The sequence below is a fragment of the Enterobacter sp. E14S genome, from assembly GCF_055666685.1.
Genome location: NZ_JBVODQ010000005.1, coordinates 120131 through 140244 on the forward strand (window position 1 = coordinate 120131; position 20114 = coordinate 140244).

Consider the following 20114-nt stretch of genomic DNA (forward strand, 5'->3'; position numbering starts at 1 on the left):
ATCGAAATCCCGGTCGGTTGACCGGGATTTTTTTTACCTGCTCCTGACAAACACTCCTGACAGTATGCTGTCAGGAGCCCTGTCGTAGACTCCTTCTGAACCCAAACAACAGTCAGGAGGATGTATGAAAAGCGTCATTAACTGGTTTGAAATTCCGGTCGCGGATATGGATCGCGCCATCAAATTTTATGAGCCGGTGATGCAGCTCGCGCTGCGTCGCGAGAAAATGGACTGCGCGGAGCTGGCCGTTTTCCCGCATGAGGATCCGGGTACCGGCGGGGCGCTGGCAAAATTTGACGGCGTTACACCGTCTTTGCAGGGCGCTATTATTTACCTGCATACTGACAATCTGGCGGCCACGCTCGATCGCATCGCCTCCGCGGGCGGCGAGTGCGTGTTTGGCCCGCTGGAACTGCCGCATGGCATTGGCACTATCGCATTATTTACCGACAGCGAGGGTAACCGCGTCGGCCTCCATCAACCTGCCTGAGAGCGGAATAGGATATGACCCGACGCGCTGACCGTTTGTTTCAGATTGTGCAGATCCTGCGGGGCAGGCGTCTGACAACGGCAGCGCATCTGGCGGACCGGCTTGGCGTGTCCGAGCGCACGGTCTACCGCGATATCCGCGACCTGTCGCTTTCCGGCGTGCCGGTGGAAGGTGAGGCGGGGAGCGGATATCGGCTGATGTCGGGTTTTGACCTGCCGCCGCTGATGCTGACAAATAAGGAGTCAGAGGCGCTGATCGTCGCGATTCGCCTGCTCAAAACCTGGGGAGGGGAATCGCTGTCGCGCGAGCTGGAGTCGGCTCAGGAGAAGGTGCTGGCTATCCTGCCTGAGGAGAGTCGTCGAAAGGCGGAGCAGACCCGGATCTACGCCCCGGATTTTTGCATGCAAAGCCACTCCCGCAGCGATTTTGACAGGATCCATCAGGCGATTTCCGCCCAGCGTGTGCTGGCGCTGCATTACCGTGACGAGGCCGGGCAGCTCTCTAAACGTGAGGTTCAGCCGCTGGGGCTGTTCTTCTGGGGGGAGCGTTGGCTGCTGGCAGCGTGGTGCGAACGGCGCGATGACTATCGCTGTTTCCGGCTCGACCGCTGTCTCAATATTGTGCAGACGGAGAGGCGGTTTAGTGAGAGTGCGGACAGATCGCTGGCGGATTTTTTGCGAAAGGTTAAGCAGTAAAAAGCCAGCTCTTGAGCTGGCTTTTTTTGCCCGGCGGCGAGGTAAAAGTAAAACGGCAACGTATGTTGCCGTTTTTAGTATTGTTCCCTCTCCCTGTGGGAGAGGGTCAGGGTGAGGGCATCAGCCCGCACAGTCCCGAACAGGTTAGAAGTTATAACCTACAACCAGGTAGCCACCCCAACCGGTAGAACGGACGTTTTCGTTCATCCATACCAGTTTCGCGTCGTCGTTCCACTGACCGCCGTTGTGCCAGTAACGCGCAACAACAGAGTAGTGCCAGTGATCGTAGTTCAGCGCCAGAATGTGGCTTGAGGCGATGGAATTGTTGGTACGCTGCTTGATACCGTTCTCTGCGTAACCGCTCTTATCGCCCAGCTCTGAACCCCAGTCGAAGTTGGTGAAGCCGATATAGCTCAGGTTACCGCCCCACAGCTGAGTGATTGGCACAAAGTATTTCACTTTGAAACGGTAGCCATCCCACTCATTCTGGTTTTCGGCACCGTAGTTCTGCCACTGGTATTTCGCGTACACGTTCAGGGACAGGCTCATTGGCAGGCCGGTGTCAACGTCGGTACCCAGACCCATATACCAGGTGCTCTGACGACCAGACTCGTTGCGCCCCATGTCGTAGATATAGTTGTTCGCGAAGTACCACTCTTTGAACGGGCCGAAGCTCAGGTCTGTGCCGGTCAGCTTGTCGATGGAGAAGCGCGGTTCGATCTCCATGAACAGTGGAGAACCGTGGTTCCAGATACCTTTAGCCTGCGAGTTACCGCCGAAGAAGACCGGTGCATCCATATAGCCGTAGAAATCAAACCAGTCTTTCTTGGCGAATGCTTCGTACTCCAGGTAGGTATCGTTGCGGATCTGAGGTCCGAAACGGGTGTGGTAGCTGCCTACCACGTTAACGCTCTGGTGCCACCAGTCGGAGAGGTATTGTGGTTTATCGTTTTCCGCTGCGTTAACAGTGAAAGAAGAGGAGAGTGCCAGTACAGCGCCAGCTGCGAGTAATGTTTTTTTCATAATCATGCCACTGATTGAAATTCCCTTCCGGGAGTGAAAAATGCGCGAATTGCGTTTCTAAATATTTCGTGTTTCTGCGGTGCCTATTATAGGAATCCCTGCTCACAAAAATATGTGTTGTTTCACATATCTCTCACACGCGTAATCGATTGCGTTCACGTTTGCGTACTTTAAACGGGCGGGATTGTAGCGGCAATCATTTATGTTGCCAATCCATACGAAATGTAAATGTTAGCGGAGTGACATTGCACTCCGCTAAAGGGAGGGTTATTGCGCGGCGGGCTGGATATCGTGAATGCGGATGAAACCTAACCGATCCGGAGTGAGTCCGTTAAGCTGCAGCGGAATGTCAATATCGCTTGGAGCCAGCACGCTGGCCGGTGCGGTGAACAGCTGACTGTTAACATTCACCTCCTGGTAGCTCTCAGTGGTGCCCTGGATCTGTCCCCATTCGACGGTGCCGCTGAAGGCGGGCAACGGATCGTTGGACTCACCCTGAATGCGTAATGTTGCGCGAGTACCATTTGCATTCGCCGCCACATTCACCAGAGACATTTTTAGCGTGCCAATCTGACTATTGAGACGAGCAGGCGTATTCGCTCCCGGGAGCAGATAAACCCCGCTGCTGGATTTGGCATTTAGCGCGTTTTGCTGGGTGATCTTCACCGTTTCTTTGTTCAGTTTGTCCATCGCCGCATTGAGCGTGTTCACGCTCTGTTTCATCTGACGGACTTCGGTTTGCTGTGCACAGGCGCTAAGGGTGAAGAGGCTCCCCACCAGCAAAATTTTAAGGTAACGTCTTGTCATTGCGTTTATTTCCTTGAAATAACGGATCGCCTTAATGGTAGCCAGCCTCGACGTGTCAGACATAGATCCTTTGTCTCAAAAAGCTCTTCCTTTGTTGTCAGGCCAGATCAGGGTAAAATGAAAATTAGTTAACCACATAACAGGGATACCGTATGCATTGCCCATTCTGCTCCGCTGTGGATACCAAAGTCATCGACTCTCGTCTTGTGGGCGAAGGGTCATCCGTACGCCGTCGTCGGCAGTGTCTGGTGTGCAACGAGCGTTTCACGACCTTTGAGGTTGCAGAGCTGGTAATGCCGCGCGTGGTGAAAAGCAACGACGTGCGCGAGCCGTTTAACGAAGAGAAACTGCGCAGCGGGATGCTGAAGGCCCTGGAAAAACGTCCCGTCAGCGCGGATGACGTTGAGATGGCGTTAAACCACATAAAATCTTACCTTCGTGGTTTGGGTGAGCGTGAAGTGCCAAGCAAAATGATCGGTAACCTGGTGATGGAGCAGCTGAAAAAGCTCGATAAGGTTGCCTATATCCGCTTCGCCTCGGTCTATCGCAGCTTCGAAGACATCAAAGAGTTTGGCGAAGAGATCGCCCGCTTACAGGATTAAGCTCATGCAGGATGAGATTTACATGGCGCGAGCCATGAAGCTGGCGCAGCGCGGTCGTTTTACCACCCATCCCAACCCGAACGTCGGGTGCGTTATCGTTAAAGATGGCGAGATCGTGGGGGAGGGGTTTCACTATCGTGCCGGCGAGCCGCATGCCGAGGTTCATGCGCTGCGCATGGCCGGTGAGAAGGCGCGCGGCGCCACAGCCTACGTCACGCTGGAGCCCTGCAGCCATCACGGACGCACGCCGCCGTGCTGCGAAGCGCTGATCGCGGCAGGCGTTTCACGCGTGGTCGCCTCGATGCAGGACCCGAATCCGCAGGTTGCCGGACGCGGTCTGTATCGCCTTCAGCAGGAAGGCATCGACGTCAGCCATGGGCTGATGATGCAGGACGCGGAAGCGATCAACAAAGGCTTTCTGAAGCGCATGCGCACGGGGTTCCCGTATATTCAGCTTAAGCTGGGCGCCTCGCTGGACGGTCGTACGGCGATGGTAAACGGCGAAAGCCAGTGGGTAACCTCACCACAGGCAAGGCGCGATGTGCAACGTCTTCGCGCGCAAAGCCATGCTATTCTCACCAGCAGTGAAACCGTTCTGGCTGACGATCCGGCCATGACCGTGCGCTGGGACGAACTGAATGCCGATACCCAGGCGCTGTACCCGCAGGAGAACCTGCGCCAGCCGCTGCGTATTATCATTGATAGCCAGAACCGCGTGACGCCGGAGCACCGCATCGTGCAGCAGCCGGGTGAAACCTGGATTGCCCGCACTAAAGAAGATGCGCGCGAATGGCCGGAAGGCGTGCGCAGCATTATGGTGCCGGAGCATAAAGGTCATCTGGATCTGGTGGTACTGATGATGCTGCTCGGCAAGCAGCAGGTGAACAGCATCTGGGTGGAAGCGGGGCCAACGCTCGCCGGTGCGCTTTTACAGGCCGGGCTGGTGGATGAGCTGATTGTTTACGTTGCGCCTAAACTGTTAGGTCACGACGCGCGCGGCCTGTTTGTGCTGCCCGGCCTTGAAAAACTGGCCGACGCACCGCAACTCAAATTTAGCGAGATTCGTCCGGTAGGCCCGGATGTCTGCCTCCACTTAACGACAGCGTAATTGCTCCTGAAATAGGGAAGCAGTGCGCAAAGTATTATGATAAAATCCGCCCCCCTGCGGGGCCAAATGAACCCGTAAAGGAAGAGTATGAACATTATTGAAGCTGCTGTAGCTACCCCGGACGCTCGCGTCGCCATCACCATTGCGCGTTTCAACAACTTCATCAACGACAGCCTGCTGGAAGGTGCGATTGACGCCCTGAAACGTATCGGCCAGGTTAAAGATGACAACATTACCGTTGTTTGGGTTCCAGGCGCTTACGAACTGCCACTGGCGGCGGGCGCGCTGGCGAAAACCGGTAAATACGACGCGGTGATTGCGCTGGGTACCGTTATTCGTGGCGGCACTGCGCACTTCGAATACGTTGCGGGCGGTGCAAGCAACGGTCTGGCACACGTTGCGCAGGATGCTGAAATTCCTGTCGCGTTCGGCGTGCTGACCACCGAAAGTATTGAACAAGCCATCGAACGTGCTGGCACCAAAGCCGGTAACAAAGGTGCAGAAGCTGCACTGACCGCGCTTGAAATGATCAATGTATTGAAAGCCATCAAGGCCTGATTTTTTTGTAAGGGGAATTCCGTGAAACCTGCTGCTCGTCGCCGCGCCCGTGAATGTGCCGTCCAGGCACTTTACTCCTGGCAGTTGTCCCAGAACGACATCGCTGATGTCGAATACCAGTTCCTGTCAGAACAGGACGTAAAAGACGTTGACGTTCTGTACTTCCGCGAACTGCTGTCGGGAGTGGCGACTAATAGCGCGTATCTCGATGGTCTGATGAAGCCATACCTGTCCCGTCTGCTCGAAGAGCTGGGCCAGGTGGAAAAAGCAGTGTTGCGTATCGCGCTGTTTGAGCTGTCTAAACGTGATGATGTGCCGTATAAAGTGGCCATCAACGAAGCGATCGAGCTGGCGAAAACCTTCGGCGCTGAAGACAGCCACAAGTTTGTAAACGGCGTACTTGATAAAGCAGCACCTGCGATCCGTCCCCACAAAAAGTGATCCGCAAACCGGAGTCCTGCATTGCCTGACGGGCAGTGCGGCTCCGGTTTTTTCTTTTATTTGCTGAGGCATAACGTATGGCATGCGGCGAATTCTCCCTGATTGCCCGTTATTTCGACCGTGTCAGAACCTCTCGTCTTGATGTTGAAACCGGCATTGGCGATGACTGTGCACTTCTCAATATTCCCGAAAAACAGACGCTGGCAATCAGCACCGACACCCTGGTGTGTGGCCGTCATTTCTTACCGGATATCGATCCTGCCGATCTAGCGTATAAAGCGCTGGCGGTTAACGTCAGCGATCTGGCGGCGATGGGTGCCGATCCCGCGTGGCTGACGCTGGCTCTGACCCTGCCAGAGGTGGATGAAGCCTGGCTGGAAGCCTTTAGCGATGCGCTGTTTGAGCAGCTTAGCTATTACGATATGCAGCTGATTGGCGGCGACACGACTGCCGGTCCGCTGTCGATGACGCTGGCTATCCATGGCTATGTGCCGCTCGGCCGCGCGCTGAAGCGCTCGGGCGCAAAACCGGGCGACTGGATCTACGTGACCGGTACGCCGGGCGACAGCGCGGCAGGGCTGGCGATCCTGCAGAACCGTTTAACGGTTGATGATGCTGACGACGCGGCATATCTGGTGAAACGCCATCTGCGGCCGATGCCGCGTATTTTGCACGGCCAGGCGCTGCGCGAACGGGCAAGCTCGGCTATCGATCTCTCTGACGGGCTGATCTCAGACCTCGGGCATATCCTGAAGGCCAGCGGCGTAGGCGCGCGCGTTGACCTCGATTTGTTCCCGCTGTCAGAGCAGCTGCTCCGCCATGTAGAGCCTGAGCAGGCCCTGCGCTGGGCGCTGTCCGGCGGTGAAGACTATGAGCTGTGCTTCACGGTGCCTGAGCTCAACCGTGGAACGCTGGACGTGGCGTTAGCGCATCTCGGCGCGAAATTTACCTGCATCGGTCAGATCATGCCGGAGAGCGAAGGGCTGAAGTTTGTGAAAGACGGTGCGCCCGTTACGCTGGACTGGAAAGGGTACGATCACTTCGCGTGATATTGTGCGCTCTGTATTGCCGGGTGGCGGCTCCGCCTTACCCGGCCTACCAAAGATGGAGCTTACTTGAACCCCACTACCGGATGCTGCTGATATGGCGTCTCCAGCTCGGCAATCTGCTCCGGCGTCAGCGTGATATCCACCGCATTCAGCAGCTCATCCAGCTGTTCTTCCCGCGATGTTCCGATAATCGGCGCCGCGACCCCGCGCTTGCCCAGCAGCCACGCCAGGGCCACCTGAGCGCGGGTTGCACCGGTATCGTCGGCGATCCCGGCTAACCGTTCGGCAATCAGCGCATCGCTGGCTTCTGTACCGGAATAAAGATTTTTTCCCACTTCATCCGATACCAGCCGAGCCGTGGTTTCACCCCACGGACGGGTCAGGCGACCGCGCGCCAGCGGGCTCCACGGGATCACCGCCACGCCCTCCTGATGGCATAGCGGCAGCATCTCACGTTCTTCTTCACGATAGATCAGATTGTAGTGATCCTGCATGGTGACAAAGCGCGCCCAGCCGTGCTGCGCCTGGAGATCCAGCGCCTGGGCAAACTGTGACGCGTGCATAGACGACGCGCCGATGTAGCGAGCTTTCCCGGCTTTGACCACGTCATTCAGCGCTTCAAGCGTCTCCTCGACTGGCGTGTTGTAATCCCAACGGTGAATTTGCAGCAGGTCGACGTAATCCATGTTCAGGCGTCTGAGGCTGTCATCAATGGAGCGCAGGATCTGCGCGCGAGAAAGGCCCTCAGCCAGATCGCCCACCGGATAGTAGACCTTGGTAGCGACGACGATGTCATCACGACGGGCAAAATCGCGCAGGGCGCGGCCAACAATCTCCTCGCTGCTGCCGTCGGAGTAGCTGTTGGCGGTGTCAAAGAAGTTAATACCGCCCTCGATGGCGCGTTTGATAATCGGACGGCTGCTCTCTTCCGGCAGCGTCCAGGCGTGGTTTCCCCGATCGGGCTCGCCGAAGGTCATGCAGCCCAGACAAAGTCGGGAAACCTTAAGGTCCGTTTTTCCTAATGTTGTGTATTGCACGGTTCCGCTCCTGCTATTTAAACACCAGGTTTAAGCATAGCAGGAGCGGAAAAGGGGGGAGGGGTCAGTCCAGCCAGATACGGATTTTGGCTTCGATACCGGCGGCGTCCAGGCCTATCGCCGCACGGGCTTCGTCCTGAGTACCTTGCGGAATAAAGCGATCCGGCAGGCCGAGGTTCAGCACCGGCACGGCTTTACGGTTCGCCATCAGCACCTCATTCACGCCGCTGCCCGCGCCGCCCATGATGGCGTTTTCTTCCAGCGTGACCAGCACATCATGCGTCTCAGCCATACTCAGGATCAGAGAGTCGTCGAGCGGCTTCACAAAGCGCATGTCCACCAGGGTGGCATTCAGCGCTTCAGCCGCTTTCGCGGCCTCGGGCATCAGCGTGCCGAAGTTCAGGATCGCCACTTTTTCACCGCGACGCTTCACCAGACCTTTACCGATCGGCAGTTTTTCCAGCGGCTGAAGCTCAACGCCCACCGCATTGCCGCGCGGGTAGCGAACGGCGCTTGGGCCATCCTGATAGTGGTAGCCGGTAAACAGCATCTGACGGCATTCGTTCTCGTCGCTTGGCGTCATGATAACCATATCGGGAATGCAGCGCAGGAAGGAGAGATCAAACGCGCCCTGGTGCGTCTGGCCGTCGGCACCGACGATGCCCGCACGATCGATAGCAAACAGCACCGGCAGCTTCTGAATCGCCACGTCGTGGATCACCTGATCGTAGGCGCGCTGCAGAAAGGTGGAATAGATCGCGACAACCGGCTTGTAGCCGCCAATCGCCAGGCCCGCTGCAAACGTCACCGCATGCTGCTCGGCAATGGCAACGTCAAAATACTGGTCAGGGTATTTTCTGGAGAACTCCACCATGCCGGAGCCTTCACGCATGGCCGGGGTGATCGCCATCAGCTTGTTGTCTTTGGCTGCGGTTTCGCACAGCCAGTCGCCGAAGATTTTGGAATAGCTCGGCATGCCGCCGCTGCTTTTTGGCAGGCAGCCGCTGGACGGGTCAAATTTCGGTACCGCGTGGAAGGTGATCGGATCTTTTTCCGCCGGCTCGTAGCCGCGCCCTTTTTTGGTCATGATATGCAGGAACTGCGGGCCTTTCAGGTCGCGCATGTTCTTGAGCGTGGTCACCAGACCGAGCACGTCATGGCCGTCAACCGGGCCAATATAGTTAAAGCCCAGCTCTTCAAATAGGGTGCCCGGCACCACCATGCCTTTGATGTGTTCTTCGGTACGCTTGAGCAGCTCTTTAATCGGCGGTACGCCGGAGAAGACTTTCTTGCCGCCTTCGCGCAGCGAGGAGTAAAGCTTGCCGGAGAGCAGCTGGGCCAGATGGTTGTTAAGCGCGCCGACGTTCTCGGAGATCGACATTTCGTTATCGTTGAGGATAACCAGCATGTCCGGCTTGATGTCGCCCGCGTGGTTCATGGCTTCGAAGGCCATACCGGCGGTAATGGCCCCATCGCCAATCACGCAGACGGTGCGGCGCTGCTTGTTCTCTTTCTCGGCGGCAACGGCAATACCGATGCCCGCAGAAATGGAGGTGGAGGAGTGGCCGACGCTCAGCACGTCATACTCGCTCTCACCGCGCCACGGGAACGGGTGCAGGCCGCCTTTCTGACGAATGGTGCCAATTTTATCGCGACGTCCGGTCAGAATTTTGTGCGGATAAGCCTGGTGGCCCACGTCCCAGATGAGCTGATCGAACGGCGTGTTATAGACGTAGTGCAGCGCCACGGTCAGCTCTACCGTGCCAAGCCCGGAGGCGAAATGGCCGCTGGAGCGGCTTACGCTGTCGAGCAGGTAGCGACGCAGCTCGTCGCACAGCTTCGGCAGGCTCTCTTTCGGCAACAGACGTAACTCCTGGGTGGAGTCAACTAACGCCAGTGTCGGGTATTTGGCAATATCAAAACTCATCAAAGGCTCATCGAGATATATAGTTTATTTATCACGCTGGATTATATAGTCCGCTAGCGCTTCCAGTGCCGAGGTATCCAGCGATTGCGCGGCCAGTTCATTTAGCGACTGGCGGGCATCGTCAATCAGATCCCGGGCTTTACGTTGGGCTTGCTCAAGACCCAGCAGGGCGGGGTAGGTACTTTTGCCAAGCTGCTGGTCCGCACCCTGACGTTTACCCAATGTTGCAGTATCGCCCACCACATCCAGAATGTCATCCTGAACCTGGAACGCCAGACCGATACTTTCTGCGTATCTGTCCAGAATCGGCAGGGCTTTGCGCCCTTGTTCACCCGCGCTCAGCGCGCCCAGGCGAACGGCGGAACGAATCAACGCCCCGGTTTTATGGCGATGAATACGCTCCAGCTGTTCCAGATTAACCTGACGTCCTTCCGCTTCAAGATCCAGCGCCTGTCCACCGCACATGCCGGCCACGCCGCTGGCCGTTGCCAGTTCGGAGATCATCGCCAGGCGGTCGCGGTCAGCTACTTCCGCCATCGGCGCATCGCTCAAAATCGAGAATGCCAGCGTTTGCAGGGCATCACCCGCCAGAATGGCATTCGCCTCGCCAAACTTGATATGGCAGGTGGGTTGACCCCGACGCAAATCGTCGTCGTCCATGGCCGGGAGATCGTCGTGGATCAGCGAGTAGGCGTGGATACACTCCACGGCGGCTGCCGGGGCGTCCAGCGTGTTATCGCTGATGCCAAACATATTGCCTGTGGCGTAGACCAGGAACGGGCGCAGGCGCTTTCCACCCAAGAGTGCGCCATAGTGCATGGCTTCAACCAGAGGAGTGTTCTGAAAAGGCTGTGGCGCAATAAAACGGCGCAGGGCGTCGTTGGCGCGTACGACACGCGCCTGAAGCTCGTTGGCAAAATCCATTTACTCGGCGTCCGGTGTAAAAGGCGTGGTTTTCGCGTCTTCGCTGTCGGAAAGCAGGATCTGCACGCGCTGCTCGGCCTGCTGCAGTTTGACCTGCCCCTGGCGCGCCAGCTGCACGCCACGCTCGAATTCATTGAGCGCCTCTTCCAGCGGGAGATCGCCGCTCTCAAGACGGGTAACGATTTGCTCCAGTTCACTCAGCGCAGTTTCGAAACTGGCCGGTGCGTCGTTCTTCTTCGGCATAGTGAATTGACTCTTATATTCTCAGCCCCGACATGGTAACGGACTCAGGGCAATTATCAAATAACGCGCAATGTGCACAGGAGCGGCGCGATGGTGGTATACTTGCGCGCCTGGATGCAGCCACGGGTGTGGGCTGCTGTACTCTTTTCCATTACAAGCCTTAATACGCTTGCCTAAGAAACATTGCCGCCATGAAGTTTATCATTAAATTGTTCCCTGAAATCACCATCAAAAGCCAATCTGTGCGTTTGCGCTTTATTAAAATTCTCACCGGGAACATTCGTAACGTATTAAAGCACTACGACGAAACCCTCGCCGTGGTGCGCCACTGGGACCACGTTGAAGTGCGCGCCAAAGACGAAAACAAACGTCAGGATATTCGCGACGCGCTGACCCGTATTCCGGGGATCCACCATATCCTGGAAGTGGAAGATGTTCCGTTCAGCGATATGCACGACATCTTCGAGAAAGCGCTGGTCCAGTACCGCGACCAGATCGAAGGCAAAACCTTCTGCGTGCGCGTGAAGCGTCGCGGCAAGCACGAGTTCAGCTCCATTGAAGTGGAACGTTACGTCGGCGGCGGTTTGAACCAGCACGTTGAAACGGCGCGCGTTCGTCTGACCAACCCGGACGTGACCGTGAACCTGGAGATCGAAAACGATCGCCTGCTGCTGGTGAAAGGGCGCTATGAAGGTATCGGCGGCTTCCCGATTGGCACCCAGGAAGACGTATTGTCCCTGATCTCCGGCGGCTTCGACTCCGGCGTCTCCAGCTATATGCTGATGCGTCGCGGCTGCCGCGTGCACTACTGCTTCTTCAACCTGGGCGGCGCGGCGCACGAAATCGGCGTTCGTCAGGTCGCGCATTACCTGTGGAACCGCTTCGGCAGCTCCCACCGCGTGCGTTTCGTGGCGATCAACTTCGAACCCGTGGTCGGCGAAATCCTCGAAAAAGTGGACGACGGCCAGATGGGCGTGGTGCTGAAGCGCATGATGGTGCGTGCGGCGTCCAAAGTTGCCGAGCGCTACGGCGTGCAGGCGCTGGTCACCGGTGAAGCGCTGGGCCAGGTATCCAGCCAGACGCTGACCAACCTGCGTCTGATCGACAACGTGTCTGATACCCTGATCCTGCGCCCGCTGATCTCCCACGATAAAGAGCACATCATCGACCTGGCACGCGAAATCGGTACCGAAGATTTTGCCCGCACCATGCCGGAATACTGCGGCGTGATCTCAAAAAGCCCAACGGTGAAGGCGGTGAAGGCGAAGATCGAAGCGGAAGAAGAGAACTTCGATTTCAGCATTCTGGAAAAAGTGGTGGAGGAAGCCTCCAACATCGACATCCGCGAGATTGCCCAGCAGACCGAGCAGGAAGTCGTTGAAGTTGAAACCGTGAGCGGTTTTGGTGCTAACGATGCGATTCTGGATATCCGCTCTATTGACGAGCAGGATGACAAGCCGCTGCAGGTTGAAGGCGTCGACGTGGTTTCTCTGCCGTTCTATAAGCTGAGCACCAAGTTTGGCGATCTCGACCAGAGCAAAACGTATCTGCTGTGGTGCGAGCGCGGGGTGATGAGTCGCCTGCAGGCGCTGTACCTGCGCGAGCAGGGCTTTGCGAACGTGAAGGTGTATCGCCCGTAGCTTTTTGCCGGGGAGTGCGGCCTGAAGGCCGCACTCCCCGGCCCTCTCCCACGGGGAGAGGGAGAAAAGATAGATGAGCACGTGTAGGCCGGGTAAGGCGTAGCCGCCACCCGGCTTTTTTTATGCACTACTCTTCATAGTAATTATAAATCCCCGCAGGCATCACCAGCGACGATGCCACTTCGTACGCTTTCTCGCGCCCGACCAGCAGGTCAATAATCTTTAAGCCAAAATCAATCGCGGTGCCTGGCCCCTGGCTGGTCAGCAGGTTGACGCGCGGATCCCAGACGACGCGTTTATCCACCCAATGCTCTTCCGGGATCGTATCCTTCATCCCCGGGAAGCCTGTCATATTGCCGATGGGGAAGATATCGTGCGGAATCAGAACCGTTCCGGCAGCGGCACAGATTGCTGCGACGATGCGGCCGGATAAATGAAACTGACGCACGGTCTCGACCAGCAGCGGGCTGTCGCGAAAACATTCCGCGCCTTTTAAGCCGCCGGGCAGCACGATGATGTCGTAATCGCCGTCAGCCACCTGAACGAGGGGGGCATCCGCGAGGATTTTCACCCCGCGCGAGCAGGTAATTGCCAGATTACCGTCGCTGGCGACGCTGGCGGTGGTAACCTTAATGCCGCCGCGCACCATCAAATCAATGGTGGTGACCGCTTCCATCTCTTCGCTACCAGGGGCGAGACAGATCAGTGCTGACGCGCTCATATTCACTCTCCTTACGTTTAACCAGGTCATACAGACGGGCGTTTTCCGGCACGGAAATACCGTGCGCGCGGGCGCGTTTTAGCAGATAGCCGGTAATGTAGTCGATCTCCGTGTGGCGTAATGCCCGAACATCCTGCAACATCGAGGAGATATTTTCTGCCGTGCTCTCGATGACCTGCTCGACATAGCAGCGTAAATCGTCGGCCGAGGTATGCAGGCCTTCCCGCTCAACGACTGCCGCGACTTCCGCACACAAAATCGCAACGTCCTGCGGATGATTTTTCAGCTCCCCGTTCGGGCAGTTCCACAGCGCCGTCAGCGGATTGATCACGCAATTTACCGCCAGCTTGCGCCACAACTGAGGGCGGATGTTGTTGTGCCAGGCCACGTCCGGCAGCACCTTCTGCAGCACATCGGCAAGATAGCTGTAGTCGCCATCCTGAGTTCTGGCGGGCCCGATGTGCGTCACGCCGCTGGCGACATGCACGATGATGTTGCCGTCGCGACGCGCAGCGTGCGTGGTCGTCGCCATCAGCAGGGGCTGCGGGACGTTTTTCAGCTCATCAAGGGTCCCCATGCCGTTATGCAGCAGCAGTATGGGCGAAGTGGGGGGGAGCTGCGCGGCCAGTGTCTTTACCGCGTCTGAGACCTGCCACGCTTTGAGCGTCACCAGTAAAAGATCGCTTTGCGCCAGGAAATCAGGATCGTTCGCGGTGAGGGATTCGTTAAAGATGCTTCCGTCTTCACCTATCAGGTTTACACTGCAATAGGGCTGGGGCACGCGCAGCCAGCCCTGAACCTCATGTCCGTGCTTGCACAACGCGGTCAGCCATAGCTGACCAAGCGCTCCGCATCCGAGCACCGTAATTTTCATTGTTCCTCCTCACCTGCAACTGCGCCAGGTGTTACAGCTTAATTATACAGCTAAGCTTCTGTTGAGTTATGCCTCGTAGCGGGTATTATGCAACGCAACAAAAGTGAAGGGAGAAGAAAAGATGCCATCTTTCGATATTGTTTCCGAAGTTGATATCCAGGAAGTTCGCAACGGCGTTGAGAACGCAACCCGCGAAGTTGAGTCACGTTTCGATTTTCGTGGCGTTGAGGCGTCGTTTGAGCTGAACGACGCAAATAAGACCATTAAGGTGCTGAGCGAGTCTGATTTTCAGGTGAATCAGCTGCTCGACATTCTGCGCGCCAAGCTGTTAAAGCGCGGCATCGAAGGGACGTCTCTGGACGTGCCGGAAGAGTTTGTGCACAGCGGTAAAAACTGGTTTGTTGAAGCCAGGCTGAAGCAGGGCATCGAGAGCGCGGTGCAGAAGAAGATCGTTAAGCTTATTAAAGACAGCAAGCTGAAGGTGCAGGCGCAGATCCAGGGCGAAGAAATTCGCGTGACCGGTAAGTCCCGCGATGACCTCCAGTCCGTAATGGCGCTGGTGCGCGGCGGCGATCTGGGGCAACCGTTCCAGTTTAAAAACTTCCGCGATTAATATAAAAAGCCCGGTTTAACCGGGCTTTTTTTACGCTTTGAGCGCCTGCTCGACCTCGAAGCGGTTGGTCATTTTACTGTCTATTTTGACGTAAGCGCTGCGCTCTTCCGGGACGATGAGCACCTCTGTTACACCCTCTTTGGCTTCCAGACGCTGCTTAAGCACATCGCTGATTTCCACATCATCCGGGATTTCCACGCGCAGGCTGCTCACGTAGCGCGGCTCTTTCATGGTGCTGGCGACCAGCAGCCAGACTGTCGCCAATAGCGCACCGGCGAGAAACACGGTTTGTGAATCAAACAGGCCGTCCACCCAGCCGCCGAGCGAGCCGCCGATCGCCACGCCGAGAAACTGGCTGGTGGAGTAGATGCCCATCGCCGTGCCTTTGTAGCCGGCGGGGGACTCTTTGCTGATCAGAGACGGCAGCAGCGCTTCCATCAGATTAAAGGCCAGGAAGAAAAGCTGCACGCCTGCAATCAGCTCCCAGAAGTGCGGGCCGGCACCCCAGAGCACAATTTCGGCAATCAGCAGGACCGCCACGCAGCCCACGAAGACGCGCTTCATTTTGCGCTTCACTTCGGCGTAGATGATGAACGGCACGACGGAGACAAACGAAATCAGCATCGTGACCAGATAGATTTTCCAGTGCTCAGCCGCCGGGAAACCCGCTGCGGCAAGCTGGCCGGGCAGGGCGACAAAGGTCGACATCAGCAGGATATGCAGGCACATAATGCCAAAATTGAGCTTCAGCAGGCGCGGCTCGACAATCACTTTGCTGAAGCAGCCTTTTACCATCCCTGATTCGCGGTTCAGAACGTGGTTTTTGCTGTCCGGCACGACCCACAGGGTTAAGGCAATACCGATGGTCGCCAGCACGGCAATCATCCAGAACAGGGCGTGCAGACCCAGCGTGTGCGTAATGATGGGGCCCAGCACCATCGCAATCGCAAAGGTCACGCCAAAGCTCACGCCGATGAACGCCATTGCTTTGGTACGGTTCTGCTCACGGGTTAAGTCTGACAGCAGCGCCATCACCGCGGCGGCAATCGCGCCTGAACCCTGCAGGGCGCGGCCGAGAATAATCCCCCAGATGGAGTGGGAGAGGGCGGCAATCACGCTTCCGAGCACAAAGACCAGCAGCCCGCCGACGATCAGCGGCTTTCGGCCCACCCGATCAGAGAGCAGGCCAAACGGGATCTGGAAAACCGCCTGCGCCAGACCGTAGATGCCGATCGCGAGTCCAATCAGCGCCTCGCTGGCCCCCTGCAGCGCCATACCGTACGTGGTCAGAACAGGCAGGACCATAAACATGCCAAGCATCCGTAGCGAGAAGACAGTCCCTAAGCCCCAGGTCGCGCGTAGCTCACCTGGCGTCATTTTATAATCGTTCATTACCACCTCAGTTCAAAAGCAGGCCATAGTGTAGTGCGGGGAAGGGGCGGGGTAAATAAAGGGTTATTTAACAAATATTACATGCGTTATTAGTAGATTCAGTGAATAAAAAAGGGTGCCGAAGCACCCTTTTATTGACCTGTTTGGCTTACCAGACGTAAGTCAGCAGGTTGTGTGAATCTGGCACCATGAAGTCCACGGACATCATCACGGACAGCGAGGTGATGGCCACAATCGAGAACACAAACAGTTTGCGCGCCCAGACTTTGTCATCTTCCACTTTGTAACCGCGCAGCGCCATACCGAGCCACCAGACGCTCACCGCGGCCGCTACAGCCAGATATTTATACCCGGCGTAACCACCCAGAGAGAGCATCAGCGTTGCCACGGCAAAGGCGATGATGTACAGCGTGATGTGGTTCTTGGCAACAGAAATGCCTTTCACGACCGGCAGAACCGGGATGTTCGCCGCCTGATAATCCTTAAAGCGGAAAATCGCGATGGCATAGGAGTGCGGCATCTGCCACAGGCTAAAGATAGCCAGCAGGATCAGCGCACCGCTGTCGAACTCGTTCGTGACCGCGCAGTAGCCAATCACCGGCGGCGCAGCGCCGGAGAGAGAACCAATCAGCGTGCCGTAGACGGAGTGGCGTTTCATATACAGGCTGTAGACGCCCACATACACCACGAACCCCATCACCCCCAGCCAGCAGGCCAGCGGGTTAGCACCAAACCACAGCAGCATAAAGCCAGCAATACCCAGCAAGGTGGCGTACACCAGCGAGACGGAAGGGGCGATCAGGCCTTTCACCAGCACCCGATTTTTGGTCCTTTCCATCTTCTTGTCGATATCCATGTCGATGTAGTTGTTAAATACACAACCGGACGCAACAACCAGTGACACACCGACCAGCGTGTAGATAAAGAGGGTGTAATCAATGCTGCCCTTAGAGGCCAGCAGGAACCCTCCGATCACGGAGATCAGGTTGCCAAAGATGATGCCTGGTTTCGTTACTTGCAGGTATTGCTTAAACATACTCGCCGCTCTTAGTGAACCATCATGTTGTAGTTGAGGTTCCACATAATCCAGATGGAACCGACTACCAGGATAGCGATGATAATCACGGTAAAGATAAAGGCGGTCATATTCCAGCCTTCATCGGACTTGGTGTTCATGTGCAGGAAGCAAACCAGATGCACCAGAATCTGAATCACCGCGGTCACCAGGATTGCACCCAGAATAACCGGTTTAGACGCAGAACCGCTCATCACCATCCAGAACGGGATCACCGTCAGGATGATCGACAGGATGAAACCTGTCATGTAGGTTTTTACGCTACCGTGGGAAGCGCCATGATCGTTTGAATGACTCATTACATCGCCCCCATCAGATATACAACAGAGAACACACAGATCCACACCACGTCCAGGAAGTGCCAGAACAGGCTCAGGCACATGATACGGGTACGGTTAGTGCTGGTCAGGCCGCGACGGGATACCTGGAACATCAGTACCGCCATCCAGATCAGACCAGAGGTCACGTGCAGACCGTGGGTACCGACCAGCGCGAAGAACGCTGACAGGAAGCCACTGCGATCCGGACCGAAACCTTCCAGAATCAGGTGATGGAATTCATAGATTTCCATCCCGATAAATCCAGCACCAAACAGCCAGGTCAACGCCAGCCAGGACACAACCTGGCTCTTGTTGTTTTTGTACATGGCGATAGCCGCCATGCCGTAGGTGATGGAGCTGAATAACAGCAGTGCGGTTTCAACCAGAACGAACGGCAGTTCAAAGATGTCCTTGCCAGCCGGGCCGCCCGCCGTGCCGTTCACCAGAACGGCATAGGTCGCGAACAGACAGCAGAACAGAATGCAGTCGCTCATCAGGTAGATCCAGAAACCGAAGACTTTGGTCGGTCCTGTATCGTGGTGCGCATGTTCATGCGCGTGGGCAGTTGAGTGCGCCAGAGTATCAGTTGCCATTTTTCAGCCCCGCTTTAGAAATCTCGTCGAAATGCTGATTTTCCAGCTTCTCAACTTCACGGACTGGTACGTAGTAGTCCACGTCCTCGTCAAAGCTCTTCACAATCCAGCTGATTACGATGCCGGCGAAGCCAACAATCGCCATCCACCAGATGTGCCAGATCATTGCGAAACCAAATACCGTTGCGAAGGCGGCAATCACAATGCCCGCACCGCTGTTTTTCGGCATGTGGATCTCTTCGTAATGAGCTGGTTGCTTGTACGCTTCACCTTTCTCTTTCATTTCCCAGAATGCGTCGCGTTCATGAACCTGCGGCACGATGGCAAAGTTATAGAAAGGAGGTGGAGAAGAGGTCGCCCACTCCAGCGTACGGCCACCCCATGGGTCACCGGTCAGGTCACGGTTCTGGTCGCGGTCGCGAATAGACACGTAGAACTGAATCAGCTGAGACGCGATACCGCAGGCAATCAGCACGGCGCCGCCCGCTGCAACCATCAGCATTGGGTGGAACTGCGGATCGATCTGCTGGCTCAGACGACGGGTCATACCCATGAAGCCCAGCACGTACAGCGGCATAAATGCCACGAAGAAGCCGATGATCCAGAACCAGAACGCGCGTTTACCCCATTTTTCGTTCAGCGTGAAGCCGAACGCTTTTGGCCACCAGTAGGTTACGCCAGCGAAGCAGCCGAAGACCACGCCACCGATGATAACGTTATGGAAGTGCGCAATCAGGAACAGGCTGTTGTGCAGAACGAAGTCAGCACCTGGTACCGCCAGCAGTACGCCGGTCATCCCACCTACGGAGAAGGTCACGATGAAGCCGATGGTCCACAGCATCGCTGAGTGGAACACGATACGGCCCTGGTACATGGTGAACAGCCAGTTGAAGATCTTCACCCCGGTAGGGATGGCGATAATCATGGTGGTAATACCGAAGAAGGCGTTTACGTTCGCGCCCGCACCCATGGTGAAGAAGTGGTGCAGCCAAACGATGAACGACAGAACGGTAATACACACGGTTGCCCACACCAGAGAGGTGTAACCAAACAGACGTTTACGCGAGAAGGTTGCCGCGATTTCGGAGAACACACCGAACACAGGCAGAACCAGAATGTACACTTCCGGGTGACCCCAGGCCCAAATCAGGTTGATGTACATCATCATGTTGCCACCCATATCATTCGTGAAGAAATGGGTGCCCAGGTAGCGGTCCAGGGTCAGCAGCGCGATGGTGACGGTCAGAATTGGGAAGGAGGCAATAATCAGGATGTTGGCGCACAGAGATGCCCAGGTAAATACCGGCATCTTGAACATGGTCATGCCAGGGGCACGCATCTTGATAATGGTCACGAAGAAGTTGATACCGGTCAGGGTAGTACCGACACCGGAGAGCTGAAGCGCCCAAATCCAGTAGTCGACGCCAACGCCCGGACTGTACTCAATTCCTGACAGCGGCGGGTAAGCCAGCCAGCCGGTCTGCGCGAATTCGCCCACACCCAGTGACAGGTTAACCAGGATAACGCCGACAACCGTGAACCAGAAGCTCAGGTTGTTCAGGAACGGGAACGCCACGTCGCGCGCGCCGATTTGCAGCGGAACGACAACGTTCATCAGACCGATAACCAGCGGCATCGCCACGAAGAAGATCATGATAACGCCGTGGGCGGTAAAGATCTGATCGTAGTGGTGCGGTGGCAGGAAGCCGGCTTCACCCGCAGAAGCGAGTGCCTGCTGGCTACGCATCATGATCGCATCCGCAAAGCCACGAATTAACATGACGATACCGACGATGCAGTACATGATACCGAGTTTTTTGTGGTCAACCGAAGTCAGCCACTCGTTCCACAGGTAGCTCCACTTACCGAAGTAAGTGATCAGGGCCAGTAAGGCCGCGCCACCAATGATAATTGCAGCCACCGTAACCACGATAATCGGTTCATGGTAGGGCACTGCATCCAGTGTCAATTTTCCGAACATT

Annotated in this window: 22 protein-coding genes; 9 read left to right on the forward strand and 13 right to left on the reverse strand. The window is 56.4% G+C overall.

The genetic code is table 11. The features are described 5' to 3' along the window. Positions 1-124: 124 nt before the first annotated feature. Both ACZ6J2_RS13035 and ACZ6J2_RS13040 read left to right on the forward strand, forming a co-directional pair. The gene (locus tag ACZ6J2_RS13035; RefSeq protein WP_023310553.1) at positions 125-490 is read left to right on the forward strand and encodes a VOC family protein; all 366 of its coding nucleotides are present in this window, start codon (positions 125-127) and stop codon (positions 488-490) included. A gap of 14 nt (positions 491-504) precedes the next feature. Next, positions 505-1185 (forward strand): helix-turn-helix transcriptional regulator, encoded by a 681-nt coding sequence (locus ACZ6J2_RS13040; RefSeq protein WP_039263922.1) that lies wholly within the window; start codon positions 505-507, stop codon positions 1183-1185. A 144-nt stretch (positions 1186-1329) separates the two neighbouring features. Here ACZ6J2_RS13040 and ACZ6J2_RS13045 read toward each other — a convergent pair whose 3' ends face one another. Beyond that, positions 1330-2208: a nucleoside-specific channel-forming protein Tsx gene (locus ACZ6J2_RS13045; RefSeq protein WP_039264090.1), complete on the reverse strand. Its 879-nt coding sequence runs from the start codon at positions 2206-2208 to the stop codon at positions 1330-1332. Positions 2209-2475: 267 nt separating this feature from the next. Continuing rightward, complete coding sequence (locus tag ACZ6J2_RS13050) at positions 2476-3015, reverse strand: SadB/YajI family lipoprotein (RefSeq protein ID WP_471725899.1); 540 nt, start codon at positions 3013-3015, stop codon at positions 2476-2478. A 152-nt stretch (positions 3016-3167) separates the two neighbouring features. Between ACZ6J2_RS13050 and nrdR the strand changes: the two genes are divergently transcribed. From nrdR to thiL, 5 genes are all read left to right on the forward strand, one after another. Next, complete coding sequence (nrdR, locus tag ACZ6J2_RS13055; RefSeq protein ID WP_008503337.1) at positions 3168-3617, forward strand: transcriptional regulator NrdR; 450 nt, start codon at positions 3168-3170, stop codon at positions 3615-3617. Between the two features lie 4 nt (positions 3618-3621). Further along, positions 3622-4725: a bifunctional diaminohydroxyphosphoribosylaminopyrimidine deaminase/5-amino-6-(5-phosphoribosylamino)uracil reductase RibD gene (ribD, locus tag ACZ6J2_RS13060; RefSeq protein WP_471725901.1), complete on the forward strand. Its 1104-nt coding sequence runs from the start codon at positions 3622-3624 to the stop codon at positions 4723-4725. An 87-nt stretch (positions 4726-4812) separates the two neighbouring features. Next, positions 4813-5283, forward strand: a complete 471-nt coding sequence (gene ribH, locus ACZ6J2_RS13065) for a 6,7-dimethyl-8-ribityllumazine synthase (RefSeq protein WP_006176874.1) — start codon at positions 4813-4815, stop codon at positions 5281-5283. Between the two features lie 21 nt (positions 5284-5304). Then, positions 5305-5724: a transcription antitermination factor NusB gene (gene nusB / locus ACZ6J2_RS13070; protein WP_006809908.1), complete on the forward strand. Its 420-nt coding sequence runs from the start codon at positions 5305-5307 to the stop codon at positions 5722-5724. Between the two features lie 77 nt (positions 5725-5801). Continuing rightward, a complete protein-coding gene (gene thiL, locus ACZ6J2_RS13075) occupies positions 5802-6773 on the forward strand; it encodes a thiamine-phosphate kinase (protein ID WP_471725902.1) in 972 nt (323 codons plus the stop codon). Positions 6774-6835: 62 nt separating this feature from the next. Here thiL and ACZ6J2_RS13080 read toward each other — a convergent pair whose 3' ends face one another. The 4 genes from ACZ6J2_RS13080 to xseB form a co-directional block, all read right to left on the reverse strand. After that, positions 6836-7810: an aldo/keto reductase gene (locus ACZ6J2_RS13080; RefSeq protein WP_471725903.1), complete on the reverse strand. Its 975-nt coding sequence runs from the start codon at positions 7808-7810 to the stop codon at positions 6836-6838. 64 nt (positions 7811-7874) lie between these two features. Continuing rightward, positions 7875-9737: a 1-deoxy-D-xylulose-5-phosphate synthase gene (dxs, locus tag ACZ6J2_RS13085; protein WP_471725904.1), complete on the reverse strand. Its 1863-nt coding sequence runs from the start codon at positions 9735-9737 to the stop codon at positions 7875-7877. A gap of 24 nt (positions 9738-9761) precedes the next feature. Continuing rightward, positions 9762-10661: a (2E,6E)-farnesyl diphosphate synthase gene (gene ispA, locus ACZ6J2_RS13090; RefSeq protein WP_318591749.1), complete on the reverse strand. Its 900-nt coding sequence runs from the start codon at positions 10659-10661 to the stop codon at positions 9762-9764. Beyond that, positions 10662-10904, reverse strand: a complete 243-nt coding sequence (xseB, locus tag ACZ6J2_RS13095) for an exodeoxyribonuclease VII small subunit (RefSeq protein ID WP_008503331.1) — start codon at positions 10902-10904, stop codon at positions 10662-10664. 191 nt (positions 10905-11095) lie between these two features. Here xseB and thiI point away from each other — a divergent pair, with 191 nt between their 5' ends. Then, positions 11096-12544 (forward strand): tRNA uracil 4-sulfurtransferase ThiI, encoded by a 1449-nt coding sequence (gene thiI, locus ACZ6J2_RS13100; RefSeq protein ID WP_048978945.1) that lies wholly within the window; start codon positions 11096-11098, stop codon positions 12542-12544. A gap of 127 nt (positions 12545-12671) precedes the next feature. Here thiI and yajL read toward each other — a convergent pair whose 3' ends face one another. Further along, on the reverse strand, positions 12672-13265 hold the full coding sequence (yajL, locus tag ACZ6J2_RS13105; protein ID WP_471725905.1) for a protein deglycase YajL: 594 nt from the start codon (positions 13263-13265) through the stop codon (positions 12672-12674). Next, positions 13228-14139, reverse strand: a complete 912-nt coding sequence (gene panE, locus ACZ6J2_RS13110) for a 2-dehydropantoate 2-reductase (RefSeq protein ID WP_471725906.1) — start codon at positions 14137-14139, stop codon at positions 13228-13230. Before panE ends, yajL begins: the two co-directional genes overlap by 38 nt. A 121-nt stretch (positions 14140-14260) precedes the next feature. Here panE and ACZ6J2_RS13115 point away from each other — a divergent pair, with 121 nt between their 5' ends. Beyond that, positions 14261-14752, forward strand: a complete 492-nt coding sequence (locus ACZ6J2_RS13115; RefSeq protein ID WP_033144770.1) for a YajQ family cyclic di-GMP-binding protein — start codon at positions 14261-14263, stop codon at positions 14750-14752. Between the two features lie 30 nt (positions 14753-14782). Here ACZ6J2_RS13115 and ACZ6J2_RS13120 read toward each other — a convergent pair whose 3' ends face one another. From ACZ6J2_RS13120 to cyoB, 5 genes are all read right to left on the reverse strand, one after another. Further along, on the reverse strand, positions 14783-16144 hold the full coding sequence (locus tag ACZ6J2_RS13120; protein WP_045887932.1) for an MFS transporter: 1362 nt from the start codon (positions 16142-16144) through the stop codon (positions 14783-14785). 148 nt (positions 16145-16292) lie between these two features. After that, a complete protein-coding gene (gene cyoE / locus ACZ6J2_RS13125) occupies positions 16293-17180 on the reverse strand; it encodes a heme o synthase (RefSeq protein ID WP_013095848.1) in 888 nt (295 codons plus the stop codon). A gap of 11 nt (positions 17181-17191) precedes the next feature. Beyond that, a complete protein-coding gene (locus ACZ6J2_RS13130; RefSeq protein WP_006176899.1) occupies positions 17192-17518 on the reverse strand; it encodes a cytochrome o ubiquinol oxidase subunit IV in 327 nt (108 codons plus the stop codon). Then, complete coding sequence (locus tag ACZ6J2_RS13135) at positions 17518-18132, reverse strand: cytochrome o ubiquinol oxidase subunit III (protein ID WP_023334703.1); 615 nt, start codon at positions 18130-18132, stop codon at positions 17518-17520. Before ACZ6J2_RS13135 ends, ACZ6J2_RS13130 begins: the two co-directional genes overlap by 1 nt. Beyond that, entirely contained in the window at positions 18122-20113 is a 1992-nt protein-coding gene (gene cyoB / locus ACZ6J2_RS13140; protein WP_014168864.1) for a cytochrome o ubiquinol oxidase subunit I, read from the reverse strand. The genes ACZ6J2_RS13135 and cyoB overlap by 11 nt, the downstream gene beginning before the upstream one ends. Position 20114: the final 1 nt, after the last annotated feature.

Coding starts and splice junctions, on each gene's coding strand:
- ACZ6J2_RS13035 (WP_023310553.1), top strand. CDS start 125: ATGAAAAGCGTCATTAACTGGTTTGAAATTCCGGTCGCGGATATGGAT.
- ACZ6J2_RS13040 (WP_039263922.1), top strand. CDS start 505: ATGACCCGACGCGCTGACCGTTTGTTTCAGATTGTGCAGATCCTGCGG.
- ACZ6J2_RS13045 (WP_039264090.1), bottom strand. CDS start 2,208: ATGAAAAAAACATTACTCGCAGCTGGCGCTGTACTGGCACTCTCCTCT.
- ACZ6J2_RS13050 (WP_471725899.1), bottom strand. CDS start 3,015: ATGACAAGACGTTACCTTAAAATTTTGCTGGTGGGGAGCCTCTTCACC.
- nrdR (WP_008503337.1), top strand. CDS start 3,168: ATGCATTGCCCATTCTGCTCCGCTGTGGATACCAAAGTCATCGACTCT.
- ribD (WP_471725901.1), top strand. CDS start 3,622: ATGCAGGATGAGATTTACATGGCGCGAGCCATGAAGCTGGCGCAGCGC.
- ribH (WP_006176874.1), top strand. CDS start 4,813: ATGAACATTATTGAAGCTGCTGTAGCTACCCCGGACGCTCGCGTCGCC.
- thiL (WP_471725902.1), top strand. CDS start 5,802: ATGGCATGCGGCGAATTCTCCCTGATTGCCCGTTATTTCGACCGTGTC.
- dxs (WP_471725904.1), bottom strand. CDS start 9,737: ATGAGTTTTGATATTGCCAAATACCCGACACTGGCGTTAGTTGACTCC.
- ispA (WP_318591749.1), bottom strand. CDS start 10,661: ATGGATTTTGCCAACGAGCTTCAGGCGCGTGTCGTACGCGCCAACGAC.
- xseB (WP_008503331.1), bottom strand. CDS start 10,904: ATGCCGAAGAAGAACGACGCACCGGCCAGTTTCGAAACTGCGCTGAGT.
- thiI (WP_048978945.1), top strand. CDS start 11,096: ATGAAGTTTATCATTAAATTGTTCCCTGAAATCACCATCAAAAGCCAA.
- yajL (WP_471725905.1), bottom strand. CDS start 13,265: ATGAGCGCGTCAGCACTGATCTGTCTCGCCCCTGGTAGCGAAGAGATG.
- panE (WP_471725906.1), bottom strand. CDS start 14,139: ATGAAAATTACGGTGCTCGGATGCGGAGCGCTTGGTCAGCTATGGCTG.
- ACZ6J2_RS13115 (WP_033144770.1), top strand. CDS start 14,261: ATGCCATCTTTCGATATTGTTTCCGAAGTTGATATCCAGGAAGTTCGC.
- ACZ6J2_RS13120 (WP_045887932.1), bottom strand. CDS start 16,144: ATGAACGATTATAAAATGACGCCAGGTGAGCTACGCGCGACCTGGGGC.
- cyoE (WP_013095848.1), bottom strand. CDS start 17,180: ATGTTTAAGCAATACCTGCAAGTAACGAAACCAGGCATCATCTTTGGC.
- ACZ6J2_RS13130 (WP_006176899.1), bottom strand. CDS start 17,518: ATGAGTCATTCAAACGATCATGGCGCTTCCCACGGTAGCGTAAAAACC.
- ACZ6J2_RS13135 (WP_023334703.1), bottom strand. CDS start 18,132: ATGGCAACTGATACTCTGGCGCACTCAACTGCCCACGCGCATGAACAT.
- cyoB (WP_014168864.1), bottom strand. CDS start 20,113: ATGTTCGGAAAATTGACACTGGATGCAGTGCCCTACCATGAACCGATT.